This is a genomic window from Vibrio sp. J1-1 (assembly GCF_021728395.1).
Lineage (GTDB): Bacteria > Pseudomonadota > Gammaproteobacteria > Enterobacterales > Vibrionaceae > Vibrio.
The window spans coordinates 30,723-49,691 of record NZ_JAKKCM010000011.1; the positions used below are offsets into that span (position 1 = coordinate 30,723).

Annotated in this window: 14 protein-coding genes; 6 read left to right on the forward strand and 8 right to left on the reverse strand. The window is 44.4% G+C overall.

Annotation, left to right across the window (positions count from 1 at the left end):
- Window positions 1–24: 24 nt before the first annotated feature.
- The gene (locus L3V31_RS16780) at window positions 25–897 is read left to right on the forward strand and encodes an endonuclease/exonuclease/phosphatase family protein (protein ID WP_237317600.1); all 873 of its coding nucleotides are present in this window, start codon (window positions 25–27) and stop codon (window positions 895–897) included.
- 51 nt (window positions 898–948) lie between these two features.
- On the opposite strand, the gene L3V31_RS16785 is transcribed toward L3V31_RS16780, so the two are convergent.
- From L3V31_RS16785 to L3V31_RS16805, 5 genes are all read right to left on the reverse strand, one after another.
- Entirely contained in the window at window positions 949–2,004 is a 1,056-nt protein-coding gene (locus L3V31_RS16785; RefSeq protein WP_237317602.1) for an efflux RND transporter periplasmic adaptor subunit, read from the reverse strand.
- The gene (locus L3V31_RS16790) at window positions 2,001–5,309 is read right to left on the reverse strand and encodes an efflux RND transporter permease subunit (RefSeq protein WP_237317603.1); all 3,309 of its coding nucleotides are present in this window, start codon (window positions 5,307–5,309) and stop codon (window positions 2,001–2,003) included. The genes L3V31_RS16785 and L3V31_RS16790 overlap by 4 nt, the downstream gene beginning before the upstream one ends.
- 29 nt (window positions 5,310–5,338) lie before the next feature.
- On the reverse strand, window positions 5,339–5,794 hold the full coding sequence (locus L3V31_RS16795) for a YeeE/YedE family protein (protein WP_237317605.1): 456 nt from the start codon (window positions 5,792–5,794) through the stop codon (window positions 5,339–5,341).
- A gap of 10 nt (window positions 5,795–5,804) precedes the next feature.
- Window positions 5,805–6,224, reverse strand: a complete 420-nt coding sequence (locus tag L3V31_RS16800; protein WP_237317607.1) for a YeeE/YedE family protein — start codon at window positions 6,222–6,224, stop codon at window positions 5,805–5,807.
- A 73-nt stretch (window positions 6,225–6,297) separates the two neighbouring features.
- Window positions 6,298–6,606, reverse strand: coding sequence for a metalloregulator ArsR/SmtB family transcription factor (locus L3V31_RS16805; RefSeq protein ID WP_237317609.1), 309 nt, complete (start codon window positions 6,604–6,606; stop codon window positions 6,298–6,300).
- 177 nt (window positions 6,607–6,783) lie between these two features.
- Here L3V31_RS16805 and L3V31_RS16810 point away from each other — a divergent pair, with 177 nt between their 5' ends.
- Both L3V31_RS16810 and L3V31_RS16815 read left to right on the forward strand, forming a co-directional pair.
- Window positions 6,784–6,969 (forward strand): DUF2892 domain-containing protein, encoded by a 186-nt coding sequence (locus L3V31_RS16810; RefSeq protein WP_237317611.1) that lies wholly within the window; start codon window positions 6,784–6,786, stop codon window positions 6,967–6,969.
- Window positions 6,970–7,031: 62 nt separating this feature from the next.
- A complete protein-coding gene (locus L3V31_RS16815) occupies window positions 7,032–8,735 on the forward strand; it encodes an FAD-dependent oxidoreductase (RefSeq protein ID WP_237317613.1) in 1,704 nt (567 codons plus the stop codon).
- A gap of 153 nt (window positions 8,736–8,888) precedes the next feature.
- Here L3V31_RS16815 and L3V31_RS16820 read toward each other — a convergent pair whose 3' ends face one another.
- Entirely contained in the window at window positions 8,889–10,868 is a 1,980-nt protein-coding gene (locus L3V31_RS16820; protein ID WP_237317615.1) for a methyl-accepting chemotaxis protein, read from the reverse strand.
- Between the two features lie 557 nt (window positions 10,869–11,425).
- Window positions 11,426–13,750 (reverse strand): FdhF/YdeP family oxidoreductase, encoded by a 2,325-nt coding sequence (locus L3V31_RS16825; protein WP_237317617.1) that lies wholly within the window; start codon window positions 13,748–13,750, stop codon window positions 11,426–11,428.
- A gap of 630 nt (window positions 13,751–14,380) precedes the next feature.
- Between L3V31_RS16825 and L3V31_RS16830 the strand changes: the two genes are divergently transcribed.
- From L3V31_RS16830 to L3V31_RS16840, 3 genes are all read left to right on the forward strand, one after another.
- Complete coding sequence (locus tag L3V31_RS16830) at window positions 14,381–15,262, forward strand: LysR family transcriptional regulator (protein WP_237317619.1); 882 nt, start codon at window positions 14,381–14,383, stop codon at window positions 15,260–15,262.
- 40 nt (window positions 15,263–15,302) lie between these two features.
- Window positions 15,303–16,133 carry a formate dehydrogenase accessory sulfurtransferase FdhD gene (gene fdhD, locus L3V31_RS16835; RefSeq protein ID WP_237317621.1) on the forward strand — a complete coding sequence of 277 codons (831 nt, stop codon included), beginning with the start codon at window positions 15,303–15,305 and terminating at the stop codon, window positions 16,131–16,133.
- 166 nt (window positions 16,134–16,299) lie between these two features.
- Window positions 16,300–17,562, forward strand: a complete 1,263-nt coding sequence (locus L3V31_RS16840) for a hydroxymethylglutaryl-CoA reductase (RefSeq protein WP_237317623.1) — start codon at window positions 16,300–16,302, stop codon at window positions 17,560–17,562.
- Window positions 17,563–17,715: 153 nt separating this feature from the next.
- Here L3V31_RS16840 and L3V31_RS16845 read toward each other — a convergent pair whose 3' ends face one another.
- Complete coding sequence (locus L3V31_RS16845; protein WP_237317625.1) at window positions 17,716–18,810, reverse strand: ketoacyl-ACP synthase III; 1,095 nt, start codon at window positions 18,808–18,810, stop codon at window positions 17,716–17,718.
- Window positions 18,811–18,969: the final 159 nt, after the last annotated feature.

Consider the following 18,969-nt stretch of genomic DNA (forward strand, 5'->3'; position numbering starts at 1 on the left):
AAAACGGGAGTGAAACAAGCCTATATGCGATCACTTTTTGCTATAACCATGTTAGTTTTTTGTTCCGCCTCCTTTGCTCAAAATTCAATCAACCTAACCAGTTGGAATATTGAATGGCTAGCAATCAACGGCGGAAAAGTATCGAGAACCGAGGACGATTTTGTCAGACTCAATCACTATCTGAATAACTTGCGACCTGATGTATTAGCATTTCAAGAAGTCGATAGTGAAGCCGCGATTAAAAAAGTCGTGGGAAATGGCTACGCCATTTATTTCTCCGATAGAGCTCATTCCAGCAACAAACATTTGCAGTTCTCAGACAAAAACCAATACACAGGTTTTGCCGTGCGTAAAGGTATCTCGGTATCGGATCCATCCGACTTTACGATAACTCGAGGCAAGAGCAAGTTACGCTTTGCGAGCTATATTGTCTTAAACCCGAACAAGAGTAATGAAATTCACCTACTTTCTGTTCACCTAAAAGCAGGATGTAGTGGCGCTTACAAAAACAATCGCGAATGCAAGACGCTCAAACAACAAGGCGAAGCACTGGCAAAGTGGATAAAGGCCCGCGAGAAGAGCCAACAGCAATATGCGATATTAGGTGATTTCAACCACAATTTGGCTTATCAAGGAGACTGGTTGTGGTCGACAATGACATCGAATACCAACGCCAGGCTAGCCACGAAAAATACCAAAGCAGAATGTAAGGTTCGTTCGAATCGTAATCCAAATAAAACGCATCAATTCCGATCCGTCATCGACCACATCATTGTGAGTGGGAATCTAACCGCGCAACCAGCAAAACAAGTGGTATTTAAGTCTCAAGATGTTCTGGATTACCATCTAAGTGACCATTGCCCGATAAGCTCGCAAATAAGACTTTCTACAAATTAGCCAGCTTAAAAAACGCCCAGTAGTACACTGGGCGCTCAAGTTATAACACAATTAGAGCTCTCTTGGGTTGAGAATGACGACATCGCCCTGCTTCAATCCAGTCCTTACTCTATCCAACTCCCCCAACTGAATTAAACGAGTTTCAACTTTTCCCCCCTCTTGCAACACCTTCACATAATCCAACTGGCCAACTTGATACACGGCGTCTTTCGGTATTCTTAAAACAACATCGTCCGTCAAGGTCAGAGCAACCTTTGCAAATGTACCTGGGTAAACGGAAGTCGGTGATTCAAAGTGCAATTTGACTGTGTAACTCCGTGAACTCGCATCAGCAGAAGGAGTGACCTCTTTGATCGTTGCCGAAGCCGTCACATCGTAAGAAGGAAACTCGGCTTCAACCTTCTTGTCATAGTTCACGTATGGCATGACTGACTCTGCAAAGTTAACTTCTATTTCGAGAGAGTCAGGATTGTACATAGAAAGCAAAAGTGAACCTGGCGTGGCGGTGTCCCCCTTATTGATCGGTTTCTGAGTGATTAAACCGTCGAATGGCGCAGTAATAATGCTGTAACCAAAAGTAGTTTCTGCTTCGGAGACCGCCGCTTGAAAGCGATTGAAGTTGGCTTGCGCAGTTTGCAATGTACTTTCGGCCTGATCATACTGTGACTGTGGTATCAGTTTTCTGTTTAACAGTGTCTTAACGCGAGCGAACTCTTTACGAGCGGCGTTTAGTTGCGCTTGTGCAGAAGACAACGCCTGCTCGCTCTGACGAACTCTCGCGTCTAAATCATCACTTTCTAAACGCGCTAACACGTCTCCCTGCTTAACGTTATCACCCACTTTAACCAAAACCTCAACGACTGAGGCTGTGAGCCGTGCGGCAATATCAGCTTGCTGATCGGCAACCACGACTCCCGGAAACTCGCGGACAACAGGCTCACTGGTCAATATCATCTCGTGCGTTTGTACTGAACTAGCATCAATCACGTTAGTTTTCGCTGCATGCTCAGTTGGTATCTTTTCGGAGAAAAAACCAGCCATATAGAGAAAAAGAAGCGCGAGCACGATAATTAAAATGATGCCCAGCAATTTGTTATCTAATTTCATTGTTCTTCCTCCACCTGAGGCAATCCATGTCCTTTTGTATTCTGGTATGCGAGGTTATACACAACTGGAACGACGAGAAGCGTAAATACCGTCGAGGCAGCAATACCAAATATGATAGCCCATGCTAGCCCATTAAAAATCGGATCTAGGGTAATAATGATATTACCTAACAGCGTAGTCCCTGCAGTGAGCAATATCGGCCTCATTCGAACCACACCAGACTCAAGTAATGCATCATGTAAGCTACGACCTGCTTCCAGCGATTGCTGAATAAACTCGATAAGCACCAAAGAGTTACGTACAACGATACCTGCTAATGCGATCATCCCTATCATCGCGGTTGCCGTAAACAACGCAGGATTTGGGTAGTTACCAATATCCTTACTCAAGATATTCAATATCCAGAACCCCGGCATGATGCCGATAACGGTAAGAGGAATGGCCAACATGATTATCCCAGACACTGCGGGTAAACCAGTCTGAATCAACATAACAACGAATACACCCAGAAGTGCAGCACCGTATGCGATGCCTAGGTCGCGGAATACATCCACCGTAATTTTCCATTCACCTTCACCACTCCAGACAACATTAATATTCTCAGGTACACTCCAAGCAACGCCAGCACCATTGTTTAAGTAAGTACGATCTTTCCAGTGAACATTTGCATCATTGGCATGATCAGTGTCTTGATCCGCTATCACGTCAGCAATGATCTCCCCAGGCACACGCCCTACGACCTCAGCATACACATACACAACAGGCTTGAGGTTTTTATGGAATATCGGTTTATCCGCTGGGCGCTTAACAAAATGACCAATTTCTGAGAGCTGAACAACGGGTTGAGGAGCATCCACTACTGCGCCGCCCATTTCAACTTTGGCAATGCCCGGTCTGCCACGCACATACAATTGTTCTAATCGGTTTAAATCATCTCTGTCTTCACGACGCAACTGAACTTCAATCGGCAGCGGATTCAACTCCCTTCGGTCAGCAATATGACCAAGAGTTTTAGCATTCGCCGCCGTAATCAATGTGTTATTCACCTCGGCTACTGACACACCTGATAACGCGGCTTTTTCCTGATCGACCACAAACTGCCACGTTTCAAGGTCACCCTGAACACTCGTATCCACCTCTGATACCAATTGTTCTTTGCGCAAGCGATCCGCCACTTTCTCAGCTTGAATCAATAACTCCTCATATGAGGTTGTTTCGTCGCCGTAAACTTCAGCCGTAATGGTCGCGATAACCGGAGGCCCCGGCGGTACCTCTACTAATTGAATGTCAGCATTAAAACGTTTGGCTATCTGCTCTAAATCACTGCGTAACCGAGTAACAATTTCATGTGACTGCATAGAACGATGTTTTTTCGGTGCTAATACTATGCGCAGTTCACCTTGGTATGGCTCGCTACGCATAAAGTAGTGTCGTACCATGCCGTTGAAATCCATTGGTGAAGCCGTCCCTGCAAAACCAGACACACTGGTGACTTCTGGGACCGTCACCAAATAGTCAGAAAAACTGGATAGCGCATTGGAAGTATCTACAAAGCTTGACGTCTCTGGCATGTTTAGCACCAGCTGGAATTCATTTTTGTTGTCGTATGGAAGAAGTTTGAGTGGCACCAAACGTAATGCAGGTAACAACGCAGCGATTACGAACAAAAGTGCGACTAATCCGAGGAAAGCCCACGCTTTTTTACGGCTTTCCAATAACGGAATGAGAACTCCACGGTATAAACGATACATCGTAGACGATTGGATATCGTAATGACCGCTGTCCTGAGCGCCAGTAAGTATTTTTTTTGCCAGCCAAGGCGTGATCATAAAAGCCACAACCGTACTGAACATCACACTAATCGGCACGTTAAACGCGAGAGGTGCCATGTATGGTCCCATCATACCCGTGATAAAAAACATCGGCGTAAACACAATAACAATCGCCACGGTAGACATTAATAACGCGCTACGAATTTCAGCCATGGCGAGCACAATCGCTTTCGTACGGGTTAAATCCTTGCGCTTTAAGTAACGCTCAATGTTGTCGATACTGGCGATAGGATCATCAACGATCAAACCAAGCGCTAAGATCAATGCAAACAGGGTTACCCGGTTTATGGAGTAACCAAAAAGTAAGTCCACCCCCAGTGCGGCACCATAGCTTATCGGAATCGCGATCCCTACAACCAATGCACTTCGCCAGTCAAGAAACAGGCCCACGAAAACCACAACGGTCAGAATGGAAACACCGAGACTAGAAACCAAGTTGTTCACTTTAGCATTCGCGGTTTCACCGTAGTCGCGAATGATGGCGACCTTAACTTGAGGTGGGAACTGCTCAGATTCTAATTGCGCTAATTTATCATTCACTGACTGTGCGACGTGAACCGCATTGGAACCCTTTTGCTTAGCGACCGAGATAAAGACGGCAGGTAAGGCTTGGTCGCTGTTTTTATCTCTATACCAGGTATCGGATGTGGCTTCGCCGGGACCATCATAAATTCTCGCCACATCTTTTAAGTAAACAGGCTTGCCATTCAGCACCGCGATGACGAGGTTACCAACATCCTTTGAGCTGGTAAGAAACTGTCCAGACTCTAACGTGAAATTGCGCCCGTTAACCCGAATATTTTTACCCTGGGTTTTCGCGTTACTGTATCGGATTGCTTGCTCAAGATCGTCAATAGTGACTTTAAAGTTCGCCATTGCGACGGTATCAAGTTCAATCTGAACTTTTCTTGGTTCCCCGCCTATGACTTCGACTTTGTTGGTCGCATCAAGTGATTTGATACCCAAGGTCGCCTGATCTGCGACTCTTCTTAGTTGGTGACGATCGAGCCTCGAAGGGTCGGTTGAGTACAGCGCCGCAACTACGATAGGCACGTCATCGATTTCGACCGGTTTGACTAACCAACTGACTACAGAAGATGGGACTTTATCTTGGTTGGAGTAGAGTTTGTTGTAGAGCTTAACTAAGGCGTCTTCGCGATTTTCACCCACATAAAACCGAACGATAACTTGAGCAGCACCTTCCATCGACGAAGAATAAACGTATTCCACACCATCGATCTGGCTGACAAGCTTCTCTAATGGTTCGGTGATTTGATTTTCGACTTGTGAAGCACTCAAACCCGGCGCGGATACCAACACATCGGCCATTGGTACTACGATCTGAGGATCTTCTTCTTTTGGGGTGAGCCACAACGCCGCAGCCCCGACCATAAAGGCCAGCAGGATCATGATCGGAGGGAAAAAGCTGTTCATTACAGACTGAACAAAGCTTCGCTCTTTATTTCCGGGCATCCTTTTCCCTCCCTTTTTGATCACATAAGTTATGCTTTGGCGGTTTTCATCTTCTCTTCACGAGAGTTGATTACCAATTTCGTAAACATTGAGCCAGCTAGCATTGCAACAAAAAACAAAACAATACTGAAATTACCCAATGCCAAACTTGCCACTGCAGGCCCCGGACAAATACCAGCCAATCCCCAGCCTATGCCGAAGATCGCGGCACCAGACAATAATCGAGTATCGATCTTTGTATTTGATGGGGTACACATTTCTGCACCACTAACTGATTGTTTTCTCGGCTTGATGATTAAAAAGTAGCTTGGCATAAACACTGCCAGTGCGCCGCCCATCACAAAAGCCAAACTTGGATCCCAGTTTCCAGAAATATCTAAAAATCCAACGACTTTCGCAGGATCGATCATCCCAGAAACAGCCATACCCATGCCAAATAACACACCGCTCATAAGTGCAGTAATTCGAAAAATAGTGTTGTTCATGGAATCTCTCTTAAACTAGGTGAAGTCGAACAAAAACGGTCAATCCAGCAACAGCCATAAATACGCATGTTGCAACGATAGAGCGCTTAGACAAACGCCCAATCCCGCAAATGCCATGACCGCTGGTACATCCGTTACCTAGTCTGGTTCCAATGCCCACAAGTAAACCCGCCGCTAATACCAAACCGACAGAAAGATCTGCGGTGCTTGGTACTGCTACGCCGAGTAATAAAACGCTAATAAAGCCACCAACAATCATGCCGACTGCAAATAGAAGTCGCCATGAATAATCCCCTTTCTTCGGTGCCATAATGCCATTCATAATTCCACTGATACCGGCAATTTTACCGTTAACCAACAACAAAACCGTGGCAGAAATTCCCAATAAAATGCCACCAAACAACGATTCCCATGGAATGACGTCTAACATTATTTACCTCTATATATTTTGGAAAAACACTATGATTTATAGACAGTTAGTTACTGCAATGTAGTTAGTTAGCTTAACTACAAAAAACGCCATGCAGTGCTTTAATTAATGACTCAACTCTTGGCTCAGACAACGAGTAAAATACCTGCTGTGATGCCTTACGAGCGGTGATTAAATTGTGTTTACGCAACACGGTTAAGTGTTGTGAAAAGGCGGATTGACTGAGAAATGAGTGTTTTTGCAACTCCCCAACACCAACCTCTCCTTGGGTTAACTGACACAAGACCATCAATCTTTCCGGATGCGCCATCACTTTAAGTAGATCTGCGGCTTCATTTGCGCTGCCTTTCATCGCCGCTATGTCTTTTGCTGTATAGCTCATGACTCACCTCTACATTAACAACTAAATTAGATATTACTAAACAATTATATTTAGTCAATACTAAATTAGATTTTGTGAATTTAGCTAAATTAACATTAGACATATCTAATTTAGGTAATTATAGTAAGATTATTAAAGGATGGCTGTTTCAGTTGAACAGTTCTAAGGAGAAAAGTTATGACGTTAGAAAATGCTGTAAGAGTATTTGCCGGAACCATGGTGTTGGTTTCCGTACTGCTCACCGTATTCGTGCACAGTAACTTCATTTGGTTTACCGTGTTTATTGGCGCTAATCTAATTCAGAGTGCTTATACCGGAATATGCCCTGCCGCTTATTTTTTAAAGAAATTAGGTTTTAGATAACCTAGATGTCGTGAGCTGGCTCTACAATGTAAGTCAGCTCATCCTAATGACCGGAGTTAATAATGACTAAGATTTTAATCGTCGGTGGTGTCGCTGGTGGCGCATCTGCAGCTGCGCGTGCTCGTCGTCTAAGTGAAGATGCAGAAATCATCATGTTCGAAAGAGGAAGTTTCGTCTCGTTTGCAAACTGTGGCTTGCCTTACCACATTGGTGGCGATATCCAAGAACGCAGTAAACTCTTGCTACAAACACCAGAAAGTTTCTTAGCGCGCTTCAACGTTGATGTTCGTGTGATGAACGAAGTGGTATCAATAAACCGTCAAGACAAAACAGTCACAGTAAAGAATCTTCTTGATGGCTCAGAGTACGTAGAATCTTACGATTTCTTGCTACTTAGCCCAGGAGCAGGCCCAATCGTTCCGCCAATTACAGGTATCGATAACCCGCTTACCCACTCACTACGTAATATCCCTGATATGGATCGCATCATTGAAACGATCCAGATGAACAAGCCAGAACACGCCACGGTTGTGGGTGGTGGTTTCATTGGCTTGGAAATGATGGAAGCCTTCCATCAACTAGGTATCAAAACTTCACTAATTGAAATGGCTGACCAAGTCATGACACCTGTTGATCGAGAAATGGCGGGGTTTGCTCACGCAGAAATCCGTGAAAAAGGTATCGACCTTAAATTGGGCGTTGCTCTTGAGTCTGTACAATTTATTCCAAATGAACATGTGGCCAGCGTTGACGCTGGTGAAAGCGAAAAGCACCAACACTTAGAAGGTGAATTGGAGCTCACGCTGAATAACGGTGAAAAACTCACCACCGATATTTTGATTATGGCAATTGGTGTTCGCCCTGAGACCAAATTGGCAAAAGAAGCGGGATTAGAAATCGGCGCTCTTGGTGGTATTTATACCAATGAATACATGCAAACCAGCGATCCTTCAATTTACGCTGTTGGTGATGCAGTTGAAGAAAAAGATTTTGTCACTGGCGAGCAGACACTTGTTCCTCTAGCGGGCCCTGCTAACCGTCAAGGTCGTATGGCAGCCGATAACATGTTAGGCCGTAGAGAGACTTATCAAGGTACACAAGGTACGGCGATTTGTAAGATTTTTGACCTTGCTGTAGCTTCGACTGGTAAGAACGAGAAACAGCTAAAACGTGCGGGAATTGACTACGAAAAAGTCTACGTCCATACAGCGAGCCACGCGAGTTACTACCCTGGTGCAGAAGTCGTTTCATTTAAGATGTTGTTCGATCCAAAATCGGGCAAGATTTTAGGCGCTCAAGCAGTCGGTAAAGACGGTATCGATAAGCGTATCGACGTAATGGCTGTAGCGCAACGTGCGGGTATGACGGTTGAGCAACTTCAACACTTAGAATTGACTTACGCGCCACCTTACGGCAGTGCCAAAGATGTGATTAACCAGGCTGCGTTTGTCGCAAACAACATCATCAAAGGTGACGCGACTGCGATTCATTATGATGAAATCGATAACTTGTCTGAAAATCAAATCCTTCTTGATGTACGTAATCCTGGTGAACTTGAGTCGGTAGGATATCTTGAAGGTGCAATTAACATTCCTGTCGATCAATTACGTCATCGTATGGACGAACTGCCAAAAGACAAAGAGATTGTGATTTACTGTCAAGTTGGGTTACGCGGTAACGTCGCCTATCGTCAGCTGGTCAACAACGGCTTTAGAGCACGTAACCTGATTGGTGGGTATCGCACTTACAAGTTCGCTAAAGCATAACCCCAGAATCTAGTTTAGGAGCACATTATGTGCTCCTTTTGCCCTAATCCACTTAGTTCAACAGAAAATTATCAACTAGCATGGCTTTTCCGATCTGATTTGTACCCCCAGTACTGGACGCAAGGTAAACAACCTTAACCAAGAACTTCCAGGCTACACTTTAAATGTGCTAGCGAGGCTTTTTAATGTTACCGCTAACTCTGCCTGCTCTTTGGCTGTTGAGGCAATCTGAGACGCCCCTGCTGTCAATTCCGTTGATTTATCTTCTACTGCCACAATATTTTTAGCGATGTCTTGAGTTACAACGGATTGCTCTTCAGTTGCGGTAGCAATTTGCTCTGCCATGCTAAAGATATTGCCTACAGAGTCAGTAATGGCTTCAAGTGATATTTCTACATCTTTTGAACTATTTACTGCGGCGCTCGCTTTGGCCTTGCTATCGTCAATCAAACTAAAGGCTATCTCAACATCAGACTGAAGACCTGTAATAAATCCTTCGATTTCAGATGTGGACTGCTGAGTTCGTTGAGCAAGCTTTCTTACCTCATCAGCAACAACCGCAAAACCACGCCCATGCTCTCCTGCGCGAGCGGCCTCAATAGCTGCATTTAAAGCAAGAAGGTTAGTTTGTTCTGAAACTGACTTGATCACATCAATAACAGCATTGATGTTGTTGCTGCTTTCATGTAAGTGAGCGATCTTCCCTGAAAGATTTTCAATTTCAGCCGCCAAGCCCTCTATTGAATGATAGGATGTTTGGACAGTATTCATGCTACCTTTAGCCTGTTGATCAGCCAGCTTGGCTGAATCCGCTGTTTGCTGTGTTTTGTCTGCAACCTCTCTTACTGTTGTAGATAGCTCCTCAATTGCCGTAGCAATCAAACCTATCTGATCTTGCTCTTCTGCAATGGACTTAGCGTTGTACTCACATGTTTGCGAGGTTTCTTCAGCAGCGGAAGCAAGGACCAGGCTTGAGCCTGAAAGGTTATCGATTACGCTTGCGAATCGCTCTAGTGTCGAATTCAAGGATGAGGCAATCATGCCTAGTTCGCTTTCATCGATGTAAGCAGCGCGAGCTGTCAAATCATTATTATCTTTAACGCGAGCCATAATTGAAGTTAAGTCCTTCACTCTTCTCGTTAAATCCTTAATGGTGAAGTAGCTAATAGCGAGAGTAGCCAGTGCAATGAGTAACAGCACCGAAATATTCTTAATCATCGAACTTTGCGCCCCTTGGAGCTTTTGCTCTGTTAGCGCTATTAGTGAAGATGCTAGGTGGTCTTCAATCTTCTTCAATTGACCAATGCGAGCAGTCGCTTGAGAAAACCAATAAACGGAGTCCACATTAAAATCACGGGATTTGGCTTTAGCAATATCTCGCAGCTTATTTACCTCACTGATCGACTTGTGATTTATGTGTTGCTCGTAAAATTGCTTACCCTCATCGCTTACCAGCACACTAAAGTTTGCTAGATAGGTGTTTTGCTCAGTAACCAGTGAGATAAATCTGACCAGCATTCCTTTGCCAAATTCATTCTTGGAAAAGACATTACTTAAAACAGCACGCTCAATGCCCGCTCTCTCTTTACCTTGTAGGAAGCTGTAATATGCTACTGTTTCTTTTGTTATGGCTGCGTCTGTGCTTATTTTTGAAACCAGTTCGGAAACGCTGAGTAGCTTTTTGTTTAGACCTGTGTAATAAGATAAGGCATTTGACAGAGCAATCTCCTGAGTGTCTACTTGACGACGAACTGACTCTACCTGATCAAGATCTCTATTAATGGAGTTATTAAGTGCCTCAATGCTTGTCAGCTCAATATTTGCAGATTGCCAGTACTGACTCAGTAATTCTCGCTTAAGGTTAACCTCTTTTCTTTGACTTGCGAGATTATCCCTAAACTTTTCACCCTTAGAACCAAGATATCCCGCTGTCATGCCACGCTCTTTCTGGACCTCATGCACTAGTTCACTATAAACTACAGAGAGTCTAACAAGCTGATTAAGAGATGCCATCTCATTTGCGGTTGAAATGGCTTGTGAGATAGTTAAATAGCTCAAGAAAACAAAAGCAATGATGGGGAGCGTGAGTAATGCAATTATCTTCCCTTTCAATGATGTGTTTGCCAGATTCATACTCTTTCCTTTTGCTTTTATTAATGGATTTAAGTCAAGGGTAATCTGGCAATAACTCAGATTCACCATAATTACCTTTTTGTGAATAATTTTGAACGGAAACCATGGGTAGCAACAATAACCCCAAAGGGGTAGACCCAATGATGATTGACTTAAATCAGTTATCATCCTTCGAAATTCTTCTTATTGTGACTTCCAATCCAAACCTTCACGGCTTTAAACGGTTACTTTTCGCACTTTCGCTTATAAAACAATCAGATTCTATAATTTCTGAAACAGAGCCCCCTCAACATCCAAATATAACTGACCTAGTAATCAATAAGGTAAGTCATTAAATGGGTTCACACCTTTCTAGAAGAAAGATTAGAGGGGTTACAGGAAAAACCAAGAACTTGACGCCCACTGTATCTCGACAATTCCATGGATTGAGAGCCTCTATGCTAAGGAGTATGCAGAGATTGACAAATTAAGTCAGGAGCTAGTAAATAAAACAAACGGCTGATAGTAATTATCAGCCGTTTTTCTTATCCCGAATTTTGTAGTGCTATGTTTGTTATCTATTCTGTTTCAATAAGCGCAATCTCATCTGATGTGGATTTTTCCAACTTAATCGCTATGAACTTAGAAGTTGGCGTAAAGGTTCTGTCTCCATAGCTATCCAGTGGTACTAATGGGTTAGTTTCTGGATAATATGCGGCAGCCTGACCAGCAGGAACATCATACGCAACCAACGTAAATCCGCTCACTCGGCGCTCAACGCCATCTTCCCATAACGAAATCATGTCCACTTTATCACCCGATTCAAACCCAAGCTTTTTGATGTCCGCTTCATTGATGAACAAGACTTCTCGCATCCCAAAAACACCACGATAGCGGTCATTTAAACCATATAGCGTTGTGTTGTATTGGTCGTGTGATCGCATGGTTTGCAAAATAAGGTCAGGCTTCTGGCCTTTTTCTAACAGTGCTGCACTGATCAACTGTTTAGGCAGTTTACTGTCGCTAAACTGTGCTTTGCCACTCGCCGTATTCCATCTACGCTCAGCGGCAGGGTTCACCAGGTGGAAACCTCCCGGATTTTTAAGCTTATTGTTAAAGTTCGTGAATCCTGGAATCGTGTCTGCGATCAGATCTCTAATTCGATCATAATCTTCTATCACCCAGTTCCAATCAATTGGGTGTGTGCCTAACGTTGCATTCGCAATACCAGCAATAATTGCAGGCTCTGAACGCAGAGCTTTAGAACGAGGTTTCAGCTGACCATAAGAAATGTGCACCATGCTGAAGGTATCTTCAACCGTTACCCCTTGTGGTCCGTTTGCTTGAGTATCAATTTCAGTGCGGCCCAAGCAAGGCAGAATCAATGCATCTTTACCAGTCACTAAATGCGAACGATTGAGCTTAGTCGAAATGTGAACGGTTAGATTACAGTTTCGCATTGCATCGTGAGTACGCTCGGTATCCGGGGTCGCTTGGGCAAAGTTGCCGCCTAAACCAATAAATACTTTCGCTTGCCCATCTTCCATTGCTTTAATAGCTTGAACTGTGTTGTGACCTACACCACGAGGCACTTCGAAATTAAAGCGTCGCTCAATGCTATCGAGAAATAGATCAGATGGCTTTTCATCGATGCCCATAGTACGGTCACCCTGAACGTTACTGTGTCCGCGTACCGGAGATAGCCCCGCTCCCGCCTTACCAACGTTACCTCGTAACATTTGTACATTGGCCACTTCTTTAATTGTTGGCACAGAATGACGATGCTGAGTCAAACCCATAGCCCAACACATGATCACACGCTCAGCGCGCAAATACATACGTGCAACCGTTTCGATTTCGCTTAAATCTAATCCAGATTGCTCAGCGATGTGCTCCCATGAAGTGGCATCTACTTCAGCCAAGTAGTCATCGATGCCAATAGTATGCTGTTCGATGAATTCACGATCGAACACAGCTTTACCATCGGTTTCTAATGCTTCACGCTCCCATTGCAATAGGAACTTAGCCATACCACGGAACACCGCCATGTCCCCACCCAGTGCAGGTCGCAAATAGGCTGTATTCGTAGGCTCCGAGCCATTACTGAGCATTTCTATCGGCATTTGTGGGTTTTGGAAGCGCTCCAACCCACGCTCTTTTAATGGGTTGAAACAGATAACTTGAGCGCCACGTTTCACTGCTTCACGCAATGGCTCCAGCATACGTGGGTGGTTGGTTCCTGGGTTTTGGCCAATAACGAAAATAGCGTCCGCTTCTTCAAAGTCATCAAAGATAACCGTGCCTTTGCCTACACCAATCGTGTCTTTCATTCCCAGCGCGCTAGCTTCGTGACACATATTCGAGCAATCAGGAAAATTATTGGTGCCAAACGCACGAACAAACAATTGGTACAAAAATGCTGCTTCGTTGCTGGCGCGGCCCGATGTGTAAAACTCGGCTTGGTGTGGCGATTCCAGGTCATTGAGGTGTTTTGCCACCAACTGAAATGCGTCGTCCCAAGAAACTGGAACATAGTGATCAGATTCGGCATCGTATCTCATTGGGTGCGTAATACGACCTTGATATTCGAGCCAGTAGTCGGTTTGAGTAGAAAGAGAAGAGACGCTGTGGTTAGCAAAAAATTCCGGATCAACTGAACGATTGGTCGCTTCCCAGTTAACGGCCTTTGCGCCATTTTCGCAAAAGTTCACTTTACCGCTTTCTGGTGACTCACCCCAAGCACAACCAGGGCAATCAAAACCGCCATTTTGGTTGGTTTTCATCATGGTGCGGATATTTTTTACCGCGTTTTCGCTTCCCCACCAGCTTCTAGTCACGGCTTTAAGAGCCCCCCAACCACCAGCTGGACCTTTATATTGTTTTATTCTTTCTTTTTGGCTCACGACTTTACTCCTCGTATATAGGAACAACAGCAAACAGGCTGCCCTAGAAAACAAGCGCGTAAATAGCGGGAGTCATGAAGGGGCGTTTATTCAATCTGGACAAGTAAAGGCTCACTATGTGTAAGATTTTACTTGTCCAGGTTGTATGAGTTCTGGTACCCGTCTGCTGTTTGAGAACGTTTAGACACAATCTTTAATGCTGCGTTTTGATCTGAATCAAAGGTTAAGTCGTTACTTTACATGCGTCCAATTGATATCCCTGACTGCCTGATAAATAAAATCTATCACGATATTGAGACAAGACATTCGTCACATTTTCCATCAACCGAATTTATCAGCTTATACATTTTCTGTGGTATTCAAACTGAGATCTAACGCTCGACTCCGTACTTTCGATGAGATTTGTGATAGACATTATCTATCACTCTATAGATACTTTAAATTTGACCCTAATCAGTATCGGGAATAGCCTTGACTTAGATCAATTTTGAGCATGTTTTAACTCTTGACATTAGAGGAGTAGAAAACAAGCGACTCAAATGTTTATGACGGTAAAAATACATAAATATTGCCTTTTCAAATTGCGCTACTCGTTACTGTGACTCACAAAGCAAGGTTAAGTTAGCCAAGATGGATATCAAACAGCTTAAATACCTAATAGCACTCGAGCAGACCAAACACTTTGGTCAGGCTGCAGCATTGTGTCACATTACTCAGCCGACACTTTCAATGAGAATTAGAAGTTTAGAGGAAGAACTAGACTTAGAATTAATTCAAAGAAGTCAACGTTTTGAGGGGTTCACGGAAGCTGGAGAGCGTATTTTAGCTTGGGCAAAAACCGTATTAGCGGCTCATGATGGGTTACAAGCTGAAGCAGCTAATTGCAGAGGACAACTGGTAGGTTCGCTTAGGCTGGGTATGGTGCCTTTAGCCAGTCAAAACCCGATGCAGCTGATCAAACCACTAGCTGAAGCGTTCCCGGAATTGCAATTTCAGGTCCTGTCGATGACGACAGAGCAGATCATAGACCAGCTCAATCGTAATCAACTCGACTTAGGCATGTGCTACGTCGACCAAGTCAACACAGCATATTTTGACGTTATTGAACTGGATTCAACGAAATTAGGCGTGTTATTTGACGAACGTTATTTTGATTTTGCTGAATCAGAAGTGATGTGGGAGTCACTTAATAGCATCCCCCTTGGCTTACTATCGAAAGGGATGCATTACCGACACTCTATTGATATTAGCTTTATTAGCAAAGGGCTTGTTCCTCAAACCGTCATTGAGAGTAATTCCACGTTTCACCTTGTCCAGGCGGTAACCAGTGGCCTTTGCTGCGCCATTATGCCTAGAAACTGTGGCTTAGAAGAGTTAAACGATAAGCTACGTATTGTACCGATTGAAGAAGCGGCCGTTCATGCACCTTTAGGCTTGCTTAAACGTAAACAAGAGCCTTTTTCTGCACTCACAGATCAGTGCTTTTCTATCGCAAAAAGCATATTTAATTAACTACGAATACGCATCAGTTAAACGAGCGTGAGGTGATTTCATGAGATGTTCTACTCAATCTTATTTTGAACTGTCGGACTTTAATCAGGCCCCGCCTCAGCCAAACGCCTTTAACTATCGTGAAATGACAGATGGCCGTCCTCTGCAGCAGACTTCACTGGCCAGTGAATCCGCGCTCGCGATTAGTTATAACGGGATTAGCCAAGCCGTGATGATGGTGACTCCGGGTCACTTAGAAGATTTTGTTAAAGGGTTCAGTCTTAGCACAGGAATCATCAACGATTTTAAAGAGATTAAAGATATTGAAATCGGCGGTGGCAAAGAATCGCATTACGCGGAAGTAGAAATCAGTAACCGAGCGTTTTGGTCCTTAAAAACACAGCGCAGAAACCTAGCAGGTACAACCGGGTGCGGAATCTGTGGGGTTGAAGCGTTAGAGCAAGCCCTACCTGATCTAGAACCTCTTTCGCCCTCTCTTCCCCCTCGACCGGATGCTTTTGAAGAATTAAGAGAGAACGTCGCTTTACATCAAGATGCCGCGCGTGAGTCCGGCGCTCTTCATGCTGCACTATTCGCTGATTTACAAGGAAATATCGTAGTCTGTCGTGAGGATATTGGTCGTCACAACGCATTAGATAAACTCATTGGTGCTTTGGCTAATAATCACATTGAACCACAAAGCGGCTTTGTAGTCATGACTAGCCGTTGTAGCTTAGAGTTAATCCATAAAGCCGTACGTGCTCGCATCCCTACTCTGGTTTGCTTATCATCGCCAACCGCATTAACCGTGGATTGGGCAAGAAGGAATCATCTTAATCTCATTCACTTGCCAAAACATGGAGCGCCGAGACTTTATAGCCCAGCGCCATAATCAAGGTTCTGTAAGGTTGATACGGTTATCATACACATCTACATAGTAAATCTATCGCTTATAAACGCGGATTAACCGTGGTATTTGTTGCAAAACGTATAATCAACGTTGTAATCAAGGCTGCAATCACTACAATCTCTGGTTCGATTTTTCAGTGAACGTTTGTATGCCCAAGTTAAACCTACATAGTACCGACAAAAACTCCGCTCTTTCTGATTTGGAGACCAGTAGTAAAATCCAATCAGCTCTAGAACCGAAATTTCATAGGTCAGAAAGGCGCCTGTGTTTAAGTGCTGGGTTGTCGGACAGACACTTAGCTCGTCGCTGGCAAGTACTAGAACAATCGACTGACAAAGCGCTCTTGCTTGATCCTTTTACTCAAGAACATTGCGAGTCATATTCAAATAACATTGAGCACTTTATAGGTACAGTAAACGTTCCTGTTGGTGTTGCTGGCCCTCTAAGGGTGAACGGCTTATATGCAGACGATGATTACTTAGTACCACTCGCGACAACTGAAGCCGCCTTGGTCGCGTCTTACAACCGTGGAGCGAACCTGATTACCGCCGCAGGTGGTGCCAGTGCGCTACTGTTAAGTGAAGGTGTCAGTCGTACGCCCGTCTTTGCCTTTAATAACATGGCCGAAGCGGGTCAGTTTGTAAGTTGGGTGACGACCCAGTTTGAGACATTTCGTCAAATCGCCGAATCCACAACCGCACACGGTAAGCTTAAAGACATCAACGTGAACATCGAAGGTAATCATGTGTATTTGGTTTTCGAGTATGTCACTGGTGACGCCTCTGGTCAGAATATGGTGACCATCGCAACTAACAAAGTGTTCCATCATATTTTGGCTTTAAGCCCAATAAAACCCGTTGACGCGTTCCTCGATGGCAATCTCTCTGGCGATAAAAAGCCAAATGCTCATACACTGCGCTCTGTACGCGGTAAGAAAGTGTCTGCAGAGGTGACAATTTCCGCGGAACTGGTCAAGAAGTACCTGCATACCACACCAGAGTCTATGGTTAAGTTCGTTAAAATGAGTACGGTAGGCGGTTTATTGAGTGGCACAATAGGCGTTAATGCCCATTATGCCAATGCACTCGCTGCACTTTATATTGCTTGTGGTCAGGATGCCGCTTGCGTTGCCGAATCTGCGGTAGGTATTACCCGAATGGATGTTGACGCAAAAGGAAATCTATACGCCTGTGTGACTCTACCCAATATTATGGTAGGTACAGTTGGAGGTGGTACCGGATTACCAACACAAAAAGCGTGCCTAGATATTCTTGGATTACACGGAAATGGTAAGGCCAAAGCACTGGCAGAAGTGGTTGCTGCATTATGCCTCGCGGGTGAACTCTCTATTGTTGGCGCATTTTGTGCGGACCATTTCTCCCGTGCTCATCATAAATTGGCAAGAAAGTAGGTGTTACGCTCGCTCAACAGGAGAGCGCCAGCGACAACGCTGTTTTGGAGTATGTCTTTCCCAATATGCGTAACTTTACAGACGTGAATCTTGGCTTTATGCCCTAGTTAAAGAACATAAAAAAGGGAGCAGATTTGCTCCCTTGTTCAATCTTTATGCTTCGTTACGGCGACGCTCGTTACAAAGTCGGATAGCACGTTCAAGTAATTCTAGCGCTGTCTTATCACAATCAGGTAGAGCCGCGTCACTTTCGGCAACTGGCGTTACACGGTCACCCCACTTGAGGACTGCGGCTCCCCAGGTTAAACCTGCGCCGAAAGCAGCAAGAAGCAGGTTATCTCCTGGTTTAACTCGGCCTTGCTCTAACGCCTCACACAATGCGATTGGCACTGTTGCTGCTGATGTGTTGCCATATTTCTGAATATTCACAAACGCTTTTTCTTGTGGGATTCCCGAAAGATCACATAAGGTTTGGATGATTCGAATGTTGGCTTGATGTGGGATCACAACATCAATCTGTTCTGTTGTAAGTTCCGATTCTTTAAGCACATTTTTCGCCGCCAAGCCCATCCCCTTCACAGCGCGTTTAAAGATCTCTTGCCCAACGAAGTTGAAATCCCAGAAGCCGTTATCTTCTGCAAAGCGATCCATGCAAGAACCAAACTTAGGCACAGCAAGTATGTCTCGCCCTTTTGCATCACAACCAATTTTAGATTGTAGCAAGCCTGACTCTTTGTCAGTTCGAGATAAAACAACCGCGCCTGCACCGTCACCAAACAAGACTGCAGTATCACGCTTTGCCCAATCGATGAAAAAAGAAAGCCTTTCAGCACCAATAATAATGGCGTGGCGGTAATTTCCCGACTGAATCAAACGCGTGCCAGTTTCCAGACCGTATACAAAACCTGTACAGGCCGCATTTAAATCAAAAGAGGCGGCGGAACGAATATCTAGGTTTTGCTGAACCTTCGATGCGATGTTGGGGATTAAAGAATCAGGAGAACACGTCGCTACGATAATCAAGTCAACGTCACTCGCTTCAACACCAGCACGAGCTAGTGCATGCTTTGCGGCGACTGTTGCCATGTCAGAAGTATTTACATGACTAATTCGACGGTTTTCGATGCCAGTGCGAGAGCGAATCCACTCATCAGAGGTATCAAGGAATGTACTAAGATCATCGTTAGAAAGTACAGTTGGTGGTACACATTTTCCCCAACCTGTAATTTCAGCGTAGTAATTTGACATCACAGACCTATTTATTGTTGTAATTTAATTAAGTTTCTTGGAACCTAAGTAGGTTCAAATAAAAACTTGCCAGTTCGTAGCAAGTCCAAAGTAAAGAAGAAATTATACGCTTTATGGAGCTGACTGGTAAGTCAAGTTTTCACAAAGTTGTCACAAAGG